We start from the raw sequence: 12,093 nt of genomic DNA, 5'->3' as shown, positions 1-12,093 counted from the left end.
GGTCGGGGCAGGTGAGAACGACCGGGAAGGGGGGGTGGTTTGTTTTCCCTTCCCCCCCCCCCCCCAAACACACCCCCCCCCCCCCCCCCCCCCCCCCCCCCCCCCCCGGTGCCGGTGTCGGTGCCGGGCCGCGAGCCGGTGGGCGTCGGGGCCGCGGCGTCTCCGCCGAGCTCGTCAGTCGATCGTCGCGGCGACCGGCGTCTCGGCTTCCGCCTCACGTGCGGCGGCCGCCTTCTGCGCGCGGCGCTTCATGATGAGGAAGGAACCGACGCCGAACAGCAGGGCGGCGACCAGGCCGAGCCACTGGAACCGCTTGAGCCACGACTCGGCGACGATGCCGACGCTGTAGATGAGGGCCGTGGTGCCGCCGGCCCAGATGATGCCGCCCAGGACGTTGGCGATCAGGAACTTCCAGTACGGCATCTTCAGGACGCCGGCGAGCGGGCCGGCGAAGATGCGCAGCAGGGCGATGAAGCGGCCGAAGAAGACGGCCCACATGCCCCACTTGTCGAACTTCGACTCGGCCATGGCGACATGGTCGGGGCCGAAATGCTTGGGGAACCTCCGGCCGGCCCAGGCGAGCAGCGGCTGGCCCCCCTTGCGTCCGATCACATACCCGATGGAGTCACCGATGATCGCTCCGCCGGACGCGCAGGCGCCCAGCACGACCGGGTCGATGTGGTCCTGGGTCGCGGCGAGAATCGCCGCGCTGACGAGGACGATCTCGCCGGGCAGCGGAATGCCCAGGCTTTCCAGTCCGATGACCACCCCCACCAGGAGGTAGACGCTCACGGCCGGTACGGACTCGAGCCACTCCTGGATGTGCAACGCCGCTTCCTCCGCATGATGTGGGGCCCCCGTGGGCCGTTGCCCGGCCCGCCGGTGACACCGGTGCCGGTCGATACGCTGACACGCCGCTCAGGGCGTCTCGGAAGCGTACTCGATCGGCTCGCGGGGCCACCCCTTTCACGCAGCGCGGAGCGACACCCGGCCGACCGCTCGCGACGGCTACGGCCGGGCCCCTCCCCCACGGGCCGGTGCGATTCTCACCGGACCGGTGCAGCGGACCGGCCGCACCGGCCCGCTCTCACTTGTTGGGACGCAGCGTCCACACAATGGTCATCTCGCCAGTGACGGCGCCGTCCTCGCGGGTGATCGCGACCTTCACCGGGAACTCCGGGCGCTCACCCGCGTCCAGGTCGGCGACCACCTCGGCCACCGGGCGGCCCAGCTCCGCGGTGGCGGTGACCGCTCCCATGGCGAGCTTGGCGTAGCCGATCTCGGCACGGACGGCCAGCGGCACCGCGCGCCCGAGCTGGTCGCCGAAGGCCGTCATCACGATCGCTCCGCTCGCCGACTCGGCGAGGGTGAACATCGCGCCGGCGTGCGGTCCGCCGACGTGGTTGTGGAAGGCGGGCTGGTCGGGCATGCGCACCACGGCACGCTCGGCGGTGGTCTCGCCGAACTCCAGGTTGAGCGTGCGGACCATCGGCACGGACGCCGACATCATTTCGCCGATCGACGGCAGGGTCTCGGAGGACATGGCGACATGTTACCTATCGGTAGCTTGGGAGCGGAAGCCCCCGGCGCCTTCTGAAGCCCCTGTCCGTATACCGCAGCCCCTCCCGACATACCGCAGCTCCTCCCGACGCGGACGGCGTCGCACGCGTCGTACCAGTGCCCCGGACGCCGCGCCGCCCGTAGCGTGGACGTCCATGTGGCCAGGACCCCAGCACCGCCCAGCGGACCAGCGAATTCCGTATCCGGCACGGCGCGCACCGCGCCCGCCGGCCGCCCCCGCGCCCCGGCCCGCTCCGGCGCCGGTGCGGTCTTGCTGAGAGCCCGCCCCACCTGGGCGGGGCGCAACTACCTCCTCCTCACCGGCGCCACGGTGATCTCCAATCTCGGCCACTCCGGCGCGCTCATCGCCGCCGCCTTCGCCGTCCTCGGGTCCGGCGGCTCCGCCACCGATGTCGGGCTGGTCGCCACCGCCCGCACCGTTCCGCTGGTCCTTTTCCTGCTGATCGGCGGTGCGCTCGCCGACCGGCTCCCCCGGCACCACGTCATGGTCGCCGCGAACACCCTCAACTGCGTCTCCCAGGGCCTGTTCGCCGTGCTCGTCCTGACCGGTGAGGCGCGGCTGTGGCAGATGGCGCTGCTCGCCGCGCTCGGCGGCACCGGCCAGGCGTTCTTCGCCCCGGCCTCCGAGGGGATGGTGCTCGCCAGCGTCTCCGGTGAGCATTCCGGCCGCGCCTTCGCCGTCTTCCGGATGGGCGTGAACGGCGCGAACATCGGCGGCGCGGCGCTCGGCGGCGCCCTGGTCGCCGCGGTCGGCCCCGGCTGGGTACTGGCGGTCGACGCCGCCGCGTTCGCTCTCGCGGCGGTGCTGCGGGCGTTCCTCGATGTCAGCGGTGTGCCCGAGCGCGCGCCCGGCGGCGGGATGCTGCGCGATCTGCGCGACGGTTGGCGCGAGGTGGCCTCCCGGCCCTGGCTGTGGGCCGTGGTGGCACAGTTCTCGCTGGTCAACGCGGTCATCGTGGCGGCCGAGGCGGTCTACGGGCCGCTGGTGGCGGACGAGCGGCTGGGGGGCGCGGGCCCCTGGGGGCTGGCGCTCGGCGCGTTCGGCGCGGGGACGGTGGTCGGTGCGCTGCTGATGACCCGCCTCACCCCGCACCGGATGCTGCTGACCGGTGTCCTGTGCGTCTTCCCGCTGGCCCTGCCCAGCGCGGCGCTGGCCGTGCCGCTGCCGGCCGCGGGACTCACCGCGGTCATGTTCGGCACCGGCATCTCGGTCGAGGTGTTCTCGGTGACGTGGATGACGGCCTTGCACCAGGAGATCCCCGAGGAGAAGTTCTCCCGGGTCTCCTCTTACGACTGGCTCGGCTCGCTGGCGTTCGTCCCGGTGGCCACCGCGCTGGCCGGCCCCGTCCAGGACCTCATCGGGCGGACGGCGGCGCTCTGGTGCTGCTCCGCGCTGGTGGTGGTGCTCACGACGGCGGTGCTGTGCGTGCCCGGCGTCCGCGACCTGACGCGGCGCACGGCCGGGCAGCGGAGCCCGGGAATCGAGGCCAGGGGGCAGGCGGTTCCGGAGCGGGAGGTTCCGAGACAGGCGGCCACGGAACGGGCGGTCACGGAGCGGGCTGTTCCGGAGCAGGCGGTTCCCGGGCAGGCGACGCGTCCACCCAAGGCCACCACCTGACGGCGCCGGGCCCCGCCCCGTTCCTCCTCCGGCCGACGCCCACCCGCCCCACTCCCGTCAGCCGATGCTGAACGCGCCGTCCGGCGGCACCGGTGACGCCACCGCGTCCGCGTCCCGTACGGGAGCGGCCCCGGCGATCAACCGCCGGAGGGCCGCGCCGTGCTCGACGCGGGCCGGGAAGGCGTCGCCGGCCGCCCGGCGGGCCAGGGCGGCCAGGGGAAGCTCGGCGCGGGAGGCGACGAGGACGGCGTTGCCGAAGCGCCGACCGCGCAGGACCGACGGTTCGGCGATCAGCGCCAGGTGGTCGAAGACCGTGGCGAAGTTGGCGAGTTGGCCGCGGAGGAAGGCGAACGGCGCGCTGTCGGCGAGGTTCGCGGCGTAGACACCGTGCGGCCGCAGCACCCGGGCGGCGGCACGGGCGTACTCGACGGAGGTGAGGTGCGCCGGCACCCGCGAGCCGCCGAAGACGTCCGCCACGATCACGTCCGCGCTGTCCTCGGGCGCCGCCTCCAGCGCCGTACGGGCGTCCTCGGCCCGCGTCGTGATTCCGGAGCCGGGGGGCAGCGGCAGGTGTCCGGCCACGAGGGCGAGGAGGGCGCGGTCGGCGTCGACGACGTCCTGGCGGGAGTGCGGGCGGGTCGCGGCGAGGTAGCGCGGCAGGGTCAGGGCGCCGCCGCCCAGGTGGAGCGCGTCGAGCGGCCGTCCAGGTGCCGCGGCCTCGTCCAGGACGTGGGCGAGTCTGCGCACGTACTCGAATTCCAGGTGCGTGGGCGCGTCGAGGTCGACGTACGACTGGGGCGCACCGTCCACCGTCAGCAGCCACGCCCGGGGCCGGTCGACGTCCGGCATCAGCTTGGCGGTGCCGTGGTCCACGTCCCGGGTGACGGGTATCGGTTCAGGTGCTTCGTCCACCGTCCTATTGTGCCGGTCGGGCACCGAGCTGCTGTGCCCGTCACGAACTCGCGGTGCCCGCGTCAGTCCTCCCAGACCCGCCGGATCTCCTCGGCGTGGGCGGCCGCCTGCCGGTATCCCGCGCGGGCCGCGTCGGCACGTCTGGCCGGATCCAGCACATTGCGGCCGAACGCCGCCCGGGCCTCGCGGTCGGGGGTGACCACGCAGACGCGGGCGCCCTGCCGCGCCAGCGCCGCCCCCTGGGAGCGCGGTCCGGCGATCGGCCCGCCGCTGACCGCGAGCGGCGCGATGACCACCACCCGGGCGTACCCGGCGGCCAGGTCGGCGTTGGCGCTCGAGTACACACCGCCGTCTATCCACCGCTTCACGCCGATGGTGACCGGCGGATAGACGCCGGGGACCGCGCAGCTCGCGGTCACGGCGTCGATCAGCGGCACCCCGCTCGTGTCGTCGAAGGCGGTCCGCTCCCCCGTCGCCGCGTCCACCGCCGTGATCATCAGCCGGCGCGCGGGCCAGTCGGTGACGGTCAGGGTCCGGGCGATCACCGCGCGCTGCTCGGCCTCCGGGACGGTACGGGCGGCCAGCGCGAGCCGCCCCATCCGCGCGCCGAACGACGCCACGCTGCGCGAGCGCAGTGCGATGCCCGCGAACCGTGCCATCGCGGCCGGACCCATCCGGGCGGCCGACCGGCCCTCGGGCGCGGCCAGTTGGCGCGCGTACATCTGCTCCAGCGTGAAGACTTCCGTCGTCAGGTGGGCACCGACGATGGAGCCGGCGGAGGTGCCGATGACGACATCGGCGGCGGCGAGGTCGACGCCCGCCTCGGCGAGGGCGGTGAGCATGCCGATCTCCCAGCCGATTCCGGTGACGCCGCCACCGCCGAGAACCAATGCCGTACCCGCCATGCGATGTCTCCTCGCTCGTCCCTCCCCCGTCCGCCCGCCCTGACACGCGGTTGTTCCGGACCGGCCGGCGGCCCGGGGCCAGCAGTCTCGCACCCGTCCGCCCCGATGGACAGCGCGGGCCGCGCCCCGCACCCGGACACAGGTGCGGGACGCGGTGGCGCCCGTCAGCACGGCGGGCGCCGTCGCCTCATTCCTCCACGGTCCGCACGGTGCCCGCGCCGACGGTCCTGCCGCCTTCGCGGATGGCGAAGCCGAGGCCGATCTCCAGCGGCACGTCCCGGCCCAGTTCGACCGAGACGGTCACCGTCTCGCCGGGGCGCGCGACGGCCCGCTCGCCGAGGTCGAGGTCACCGACCACGTCCGCGGTGCGGAGGTAGAACTGCGGGCGGTAGCCGGTGGACAGCGGCGTGCGGCGGCCGCCCTCCTCGGTGGACAGCACGTATACCTCGGCGGTGAAGCGGCGCCGCGGCGTGACGCTGCCCGGCGCGGCGACGACGTGGCCGCGCCGCACCTGGTCGCGGTGCAGCCCGCGCAGCAGCAGCGCGACGTTGTCCCCGGCCTCCGCCGACTCCATCGGCTTGCCGAACGTCTCCAGGCCGGTGACCGTCGTCTCGGTCTCCGCACCCAGCACCGCCACCCGGTCGCCGACCCGCACCGTGCCGCGCTCGACGGCGCCGGTGACGACCGTGCCGCGCCCGGTGATCGTCAGCACGTTCTCCACCGGCAGGAGGAACGGCGCGTCGACGTACCGCTCGGGCATCGGGACGTAGGTGTCCACGGCGTCCAGCAGCGCGTCGATCGCCCCGGTCCAGCGCGGGTCGCCCTCCAGGGCGCGCAGTCCGGAGACCCGTACGACGGGCACGTGCTCCCCGTCGTAGCCGTGGGCGGACAGCAGCTCGCGCACCTCCAGCTCCACCAGGTCGGTCAGCTCCGGGTCGCCGGCGTCGGCCTTGTTGAGGGCGACGACGATGTGGCGTACGCCGACCTGCTTGGCGAGCACCACGTGCTCGGCGGTCTGCGGCATGATCCCGTCGAGCGCGGAGACGACGAGGATCGCGCCGTCGAGCTGTGCCGCGCCGGTGACCATGTTCTTGATGAAGTCGGCGTGGCCGGGCATGTCGACGTGGGCGTAGTGGCGGGTACCGGTCTCGTACTCGACGTGCGAGATGTTGATGGTGATGCCGCGGGCCGCCTCCTCGGGGGCCCGGTCGATCCGGTCGAAGGGCACGAACGTTCCGCTGCCGCGGTCGCTGAGGACCTTGGTGATGGCGGCGGTCAGGGTGGTCTTGCCGTGGTCGACGTGGCCCATGGTGCCGATGTTCAGGTGCGGCTTGGTGCGCACGTATGCCGTCTTGGGCATGGTGTTCTTCCTCGCGACAATGCGGTGAGAACGGCGACTTGGCGCCGTGGGGACCCCCGGACCGGACCGACCCTCCCCCTGCGGGGTCCGCCGGACGATCCGGAGAGGGTCAGCTTCGGGCGCCGTCGGCGGCCGCGACCGCGGCGGCGGCCGGGGTGCCGGCTGCCGCGGCGGCCGCGGCAGCGCAGTGCGCCGCGGCGAGGGCCGCGAAGAGGGAGACGGCAGCCTTCGGCGCGTCCGCGACCGCGGACGGGAGCTGAAGGAAGGCGTGCCGGAACATGCGCCCCATGGTGCCGGGCGGGAGCCGCGGCGTCGAACGATTTACGCGCGCCGGCGCGACGGACGGCCCCGCCTGGCGCCCTGGCGTGACGGACGGCCCCGCCCCGCCGGTGAGTTACGCTCCCGGGATGCCCGACCCCGCCGCGACGCCCGACGGAATAGTCGCGCGCCCCACGCGTGTGGCGGTCTCCCCCTGGTTCCGGCTGGCCGCGCTGCTCCTCCTGCTCGCCTGCGCGGCGACCGCGATGCTGCTGTGGCGACCACAGCGCCTCCTGACCGACGGCTGGCCTCCGCAGTTGTCCGGCTCGACCTCCGTTGTGGTCTTCGCCCTGGCGTACGGCGTGTGTACCACCGCCTTCGTACCGCGCCCGGTCCTCAACCTCGCCGCCGGTGCCCTCTTCGGCAGTCAGGCCGGGGCCGTATCGGCGCTCGCCGGTACGGTGCTGGGCGCCGGGCTGGCCTTCGGGCTGGGCCGGCTGCTCGGCCAGGACGCGCTGCGCCCGCTGCTGCGCGGCCGCTGGCCGGCCGCGGCCGACCGGCAGTTGAGCGAACACGGCTTCCGCTCGATGCTGGCCCTCCGCCTCTTGCCGGGCCTGCCCTTCTGCGCCACGAACTACTGCGCCGCGGTCTCCCGGATGCGCTGGCGCGACTTCCTGCTCGCCACGGCGCTCGGAAGCGTCCCCAACACCGTGGCGTACGCCGTCGCGGGAGCGCGGGCCTCGATGCCCACCTCGCCGGTGTTCCTGCTCGCGGTGGGCTTCCTGGTGGTCAGCGGCCTGGGCGCGCCGGCTCTGGCCTGGCGCAGGCGGGTCTCGGCGCGCGAGCGCTGAACGCCGGGGGCACCAGGGCGCCAGGGCCCTTGGCCGGCCGGACATCTCCGGGCGTTACGCTGCCCTCCGTCGGCCGATCATCCATATCCGCCGCCACCGTCCGCTTTGTCCCCGCCCGCGCCGGTAAGCGCTTGATCACCCTTGGATAGCGTACTTTCCATGACTTGGTTTGAATCTTTCGTCCTCGGACTCGTCCAAGGGTTGACCGAGTTCCTGCCCATCTCCTCCAGTGCGCACCTCCGCCTGACGGCGGCGTTCGCCGGTTGGCAGGACCCGGGGGCGGCCTTCACCGCGATCACCCAGATCGGCACCGAAGCCGCCGTCATCATCTACTTCCGCAAGGACATCGGGCGGATCATCTCGACGTGGGCCAGGTCACTCACCAACCGGGAGCTGCGGAGCGACCACGACGCCCAGATGGGCTGGCTGGTGATCGTCGGCTCCCTGCCGATCGGCGTGCTCGGCATCACGCTCAAGGACTCCATCGAGGGCCCGTTCCGCGACCTGCGGCTGATCGCCACCACCCTGATAGTGATGGGCGTCGTCCTGGGCATCGCCGACCGGCTGGCCGCCCGCGACGAGGCCGGCGGCCGGCACCGCGCCGTCAAGCAGCGCAAATCCCTCGACGAGCTCAACGTCAAGGACGGCCTGCTGTTCGGCGTCTGCCAGGCCATGGCACTCATTCCGGGCGTATCCCGCTCCGGCGCGACGATCAGCGGCGGCCTGCTGATGGGCTACACCCGCGAGTCCGCGGCCCGCTACTCCTTCCTCCTCGCCATCCCGGCCGTGCTGGCCTCCGGCGTCTACGAACTGAAGGACGCGGGCAAGGGCCATGTCGCCTGGGGCCCCACGGTGTTCGCCACGGTCATCGCCTTCGTCGTCGGATACGTCGTGATCGCATGGTTCATGAAGTTCATCTCCAGCAAGAGCTTCATGCCCTTCGTCATCTACCGCATCCTCCTCGGCATCGCCCTGTTCGCCCTGGTCGCGGCCGGGACCCTGACCCCGCACGCGGGGGAACTGAGCGGCTGAGCACCGGGCGTTGGGCCCTAGGGCCGGCGCCGGATGAGCAGCGACGCGCCCATGAGAACCGGCGCCAGGGCCAGCATGACCGCGCCTCCGACAGTGGCCGGTGCGGGCGGGTCCTCGCGGTCGAGGGTGGTCGCGTACATCACTATTCCGCGCCCCTGGTGCGGCAAGGGGCGCGGCGGGTGGTACGGGGCGGGCGCGTCGCGCCACACCAGGGTCAGGCCGGCCGCGACCAGCGCCAGCGCCGTGGCCGTCAGCGCCAGTCGGGCGCGCCAGGGCCGGTGTAACCGGATCAGCATGCGCCGAGCCTACTGCTGGGCGCTCCGGGGGACGCCACCTATCAGCATCCCCCGGAGCCATGGGAGGGCCGTCGGGTCACTTCTTTTCGTACGCGGCGATGAGGGCGGCCACCGCTTCCGCGACGTACGTTTCGGCGGCCGCCTTGTCGATGCCGAGGCCGGTCAGGACGCCCGCGCCGGCTTCGGACTCCAGCAGCGCGAGCAGGATGTGCTCGGTGCCGACGTAGTTGTGGCCGAGCCGCAGGGCTTCCCGGAAGGTCAGCTCCAGTACCTTGCGCGCTCGCGCGTCGTAGGGAATGAGGTCGGGCACCGGACCGGCCGCCGGGGGCAACGCCGCGGCCACGGCCTGCCGTACGGCATCCGGCGACACACCCTGCGCCGCGAGGGCCTTCGCGCCGACCCCCTCCGGCTCACCGAGGAGTCCCAGCGCCAGATGCTCGGGTCCCACCTCGGCATGACCCGCCGCCCGGGCCTCGTTCTGCCCGGCCATCACCACGTTGCGCGCGCGCTCGGTGAACCGGCTGAATCCCTGGCTGGGATCGAGATCCGACGCCGCGCCGGACCCCTTGGGAACGAAGCGCTTCTGCGCCGCCTGCTTGGTGACGCCCATACTGCGGCCGATGTCCGTCCAGGACGCCCCGGAGCGGCGCGCCTGGTCGACGAAGTGACCGATCAGGTGGTCGGCGACATCGCCGAGGTGATCCGCGGCGAGGACCGCGTCGGAGAGTTGTTCGAGGGTGTCGGTGTGGGTCTTCTTGATGGCCTCGATCAGGTCGTCGAGCCGGACAGGGTTGGTCATGCGCACGGGAACTGGATTCTCCATACGTCAACCGTAGGTTGACGTATGGGTCGCGTCAACCTTCAGTTGACGATTGACCGACGCCGGCAGGGGGTCCGCCTTCGCCACCCGCGCCGCCCCTCCTTTCGCCGCTCCGCCTTCGCCGCTCGCGTCAGGAGCTCAAGTGGTACTGGGTGCACGACTGGTGGGAGGCGGCGGGGCCTTCCTCGGTGGAGGTGACGGAGCCCCACGTGGCGAGTGCGTTGTCCCAGTCGGTGGCGAGGGCGGTCACGTCCTGAACGGTGTCTCCGGACGACGCCGGGCTCTGGTACCAGGCGGACGCCATGGCGGGCGCCTGGGGTGCGGTGTTCCAGGACGCCGTCTGCTGCGCGGGGATGGTGTAGTCGGGCTCGTGGATATCGCCGGACCCCCGGCGGTGGCGGCCGGCGTGGGTTTCTCCGTAGGGGCCGTGGAACCGTCCCTGGGAGGAGAGTTGCTGCGCACGGGCGACCAACCGGGTCAGATCGAGGCCGAGTTCGGCGGCCAGCTCGCGCAGGTCCACGCCCGTCTGCCAGCTACCGATAAGGACCGCGTCCATCGCCGGCGACCACGCCTGCTCCTGCCCGCCGCCGGAGGTTTCCCGGGGCGTGGCGGCCTCGCGGGGCCCGGCCGGAGGTGCCGAGGGGCCGGCGCCCTGCGTCGCCTCGGAGGAGAAGTCGGTGGCGGCGACCGGGGGTTCCGCCTCCCGGAAGATGTTGCCGGTTCCCGCGGCGAGCAATTCCTCGGCGACGGCGCGGGCGTCGTCCTTGCCCACCGTGCGCCGGGCGACCCGTACTTCCCGCTCGTTGAGCCCGAACAGACCCGCCACCGCGCCCGCACTGCCCACGGTCACCGCGAACGCCGCCAAAACCCGCGACCGGTCGGCCTGCGCCTCGTCAAGCCTGGCCTGCGCCTCTCGCACCCGCTCGTCCCCCAGGCAAAAGGCTTCCGCCAGCACGGCGTTGCGGTCCCACAACTCTCTCGGCTCCATACCTAGACAACGCCCGAGTCACAGAGGTGACCCGTTCCGACGCGACAAAGCACCCCAAAGCAGGCATATGCCCACCAAATGACAATAGCTCCGCAGGCGTTCCGCCCGGCCCCGAGGGCACGAAACGCTGGAAGTGAAGGCGCGAATGCCGAGGGGAACAACCTGACCGGCGAAACGGCCGAGAGGCGCGACCGACACTCGCTCATACCGCCAATCGTGTGACCGACACCCTCCGTTTGGCCCCCTCTCGCACCCGTCCCATCCGTCCCGGCACTCCGTCTCCGCCACTCCGTCACCGCGCCTCGCCCTCCCGGCCCCTCCCCCTGCCCGTCGCCCGCGCATATCCGCCGTGCGGGCTGTCAGTGCCGTGGGTTACTGTCTCGATCCATCTCAACCCGATTCGATTTCCTGTTCCATCCGCTCATGGGGGGGCCATGACTCATCCTTCGCGTTCCGTTTCCCGTCCGGCGTTCCGGGTCACGGGTGCGCTGCTGACCGGTGTGGTCCTGTGCGGCACCGCGGCCTGTACGTCCTCCGGCGCCAAAACGCCGGCCGGATCGGCCGGGCGCCAGGAGTTCAACGCGGCGCCGGTCGCGGCCGTGCGCCAGGCGGTGGACAAGGGCTCCAAGCTCACGTCCCTCTCGTACCGCGTCAACGGCAAGGTGCCCGGCCAGGGGACCATCGAGGGCAAGGTGGCCATCAGCCTCCGTCCGCGCGCCATCGACATGCGGATGAAAGCGTCCGGGGGCCGGCGGGAAGGGGAGTTCTCCATCCGGCTCGTCGGGGGCAACCTCTACATCGGGGGCGGCGAGCAGGCGGCCGCCGCCATGCAGGGCAAGCACTGGATGAAGTTGCCGTTCAACGCCAAGAAGGCGGACCGGGCGGGCGCGTTCGGAGGGATGCGGCGACAGGCCGACCAGGATCCGGCGGCGCAGGCGGCACTGCTCTCGCAGTCCAAGGACATCAAGAAGGTCGGCGAGGAAACCGTCGACGGCATACGGACGACGCACTACGCCGGCGACGTCCGCGTGGACGACCTCCTGAAGAAGTCGAGGGCCAAGGGGCCGTTGGCCGCCAAGCGCCACAAGAGGGCGGTCGAGAACTTCAAGCGGCTCGGGGTGAACACCCTGACCCTCGACATGTGGGTCGGCCCTCGTCACCGCATGGTGAAGTTCCGTGAGCGCGCCCGGGCCACGCAGGGCCCCCTCGACCTGACGATCCGCTTCCTCGACATCAACAAGCCGGTCAGCGTCCCGGTGCCGCCGGCGTCCGACACGATGGACCTGGCGGAGAAGCTGAAGGGGCTGGGGCGGGGACGCGGCGCCGGTTCGGAACTCTGAGGCGTAGCCCACGCCACGCTCTACCCCATCGTGAGAGCGCCGCTGGGGACGGGCGCGCCGCCCAATGGGTGATTCGTCGGCGATGAGCCACCCAAAGGGCCCATGCGGTCGCCCGAATGCGGCGCTCTCCGG

At 72.6% G+C, this 12,093-nt stretch carries 13 protein-coding genes; 4 read left to right on the top strand and 9 right to left on the bottom strand.

What is annotated here, in order from left to right; translation table 11 throughout:
* Window positions 1-174 precede the first annotated feature (174 nt).
* Together ACZ45Z_RS03235 and ACZ45Z_RS03230 are read right to left on the bottom strand one after the other, a co-directional pair.
* Window positions 175-828 (bottom strand): DedA family protein, encoded by a 654-nt coding sequence (locus ACZ45Z_RS03235; RefSeq protein ID WP_468355172.1) that lies wholly within the window; start codon window positions 826-828, stop codon window positions 175-177.
* Window positions 829-1,087: 259 nt separating this feature from the next.
* A complete protein-coding gene (locus ACZ45Z_RS03230) occupies window positions 1,088-1,543 on the bottom strand; it encodes a DUF4442 domain-containing protein (protein WP_468355169.1) in 456 nt (151 codons plus the stop codon).
* A 288-nt stretch (window positions 1,544-1,831) separates the two neighbouring features.
* Here ACZ45Z_RS03230 and ACZ45Z_RS03225 point away from each other — a divergent pair, with 288 nt between their 5' ends.
* Entirely contained in the window at window positions 1,832-3,199 is a 1,368-nt protein-coding gene (locus ACZ45Z_RS03225) for an MFS transporter (protein ID WP_468355166.1), read from the top strand.
* Window positions 3,200-3,256: 57 nt separating this feature from the next.
* On the opposite strand, the gene ACZ45Z_RS03220 is transcribed toward ACZ45Z_RS03225, so the two are convergent.
* From ACZ45Z_RS03220 to ACZ45Z_RS03205, 4 genes are all read right to left on the bottom strand, one after another.
* Complete coding sequence (locus ACZ45Z_RS03220; protein ID WP_468355163.1) at window positions 3,257-4,111, bottom strand: spermidine synthase; 855 nt, start codon at window positions 4,109-4,111, stop codon at window positions 3,257-3,259.
* A 62-nt stretch (window positions 4,112-4,173) separates the two neighbouring features.
* Window positions 4,174-5,016: a patatin-like phospholipase family protein gene (locus ACZ45Z_RS03215; RefSeq protein WP_468355160.1), complete on the bottom strand. Its 843-nt coding sequence runs from the start codon at window positions 5,014-5,016 to the stop codon at window positions 4,174-4,176.
* A gap of 187 nt (window positions 5,017-5,203) precedes the next feature.
* The gene (gene tuf, locus ACZ45Z_RS03210; protein WP_468355157.1) at window positions 5,204-6,376 is read right to left on the bottom strand and encodes an elongation factor Tu; all 1,173 of its coding nucleotides are present in this window, start codon (window positions 6,374-6,376) and stop codon (window positions 5,204-5,206) included.
* A 109-nt stretch (window positions 6,377-6,485) separates the two neighbouring features.
* Window positions 6,486-6,656 carry a hypothetical protein gene (locus ACZ45Z_RS03205; protein ID WP_468355154.1) on the bottom strand — a complete coding sequence of 57 codons (171 nt, stop codon included), beginning with the start codon at window positions 6,654-6,656 and terminating at the stop codon, window positions 6,486-6,488.
* 127 nt (window positions 6,657-6,783) lie between these two features.
* On the opposite strand from ACZ45Z_RS03205, the gene ACZ45Z_RS03200 reads away from it, so the two are divergent.
* Together ACZ45Z_RS03200 and ACZ45Z_RS03195 are read left to right on the top strand one after the other, a co-directional pair.
* A complete protein-coding gene (locus tag ACZ45Z_RS03200) occupies window positions 6,784-7,485 on the top strand; it encodes a TVP38/TMEM64 family protein (protein WP_468355151.1) in 702 nt (233 codons plus the stop codon).
* 159 nt (window positions 7,486-7,644) lie between these two features.
* Window positions 7,645-8,517, top strand: a complete 873-nt coding sequence (locus ACZ45Z_RS03195) for an undecaprenyl-diphosphate phosphatase (protein WP_468355148.1) — start codon at window positions 7,645-7,647, stop codon at window positions 8,515-8,517.
* Window positions 8,518-8,534: 17 nt separating this feature from the next.
* Here the strand turns inward: ACZ45Z_RS03195 and ACZ45Z_RS03190 are convergent, their stop codons facing one another.
* The 3 genes from ACZ45Z_RS03190 to ACZ45Z_RS03180 form a co-directional block, all read right to left on the bottom strand.
* Window positions 8,535-8,813: a hypothetical protein gene (locus tag ACZ45Z_RS03190; protein WP_468355145.1), complete on the bottom strand. Its 279-nt coding sequence runs from the start codon at window positions 8,811-8,813 to the stop codon at window positions 8,535-8,537.
* A gap of 76 nt (window positions 8,814-8,889) precedes the next feature.
* A complete protein-coding gene (locus ACZ45Z_RS03185; RefSeq protein WP_468355142.1) occupies window positions 8,890-9,636 on the bottom strand; it encodes a Clp protease N-terminal domain-containing protein in 747 nt (248 codons plus the stop codon).
* Between the two features lie 127 nt (window positions 9,637-9,763).
* Window positions 9,764-10,621, bottom strand: a complete 858-nt coding sequence (locus ACZ45Z_RS03180) for a hypothetical protein (RefSeq protein ID WP_468355139.1) — start codon at window positions 10,619-10,621, stop codon at window positions 9,764-9,766.
* A gap of 434 nt (window positions 10,622-11,055) precedes the next feature.
* Here ACZ45Z_RS03180 and ACZ45Z_RS03175 point away from each other — a divergent pair, with 434 nt between their 5' ends.
* Window positions 11,056-11,961 carry an SCO4651 family lipoprotein gene (locus ACZ45Z_RS03175; protein WP_468355136.1) on the top strand — a complete coding sequence of 302 codons (906 nt, stop codon included), beginning with the start codon at window positions 11,056-11,058 and terminating at the stop codon, window positions 11,959-11,961.
* Window positions 11,962-12,093 lie beyond the last annotated feature (132 nt).

The sequence above is a fragment of the Streptomyces sp. NPDC031210 genome, assembly GCF_055570395.1.
The sequence above is the reverse complement of the archived record's forward strand: the minus strand, read 5'-3'. Positions and strand labels throughout refer to the sequence as shown.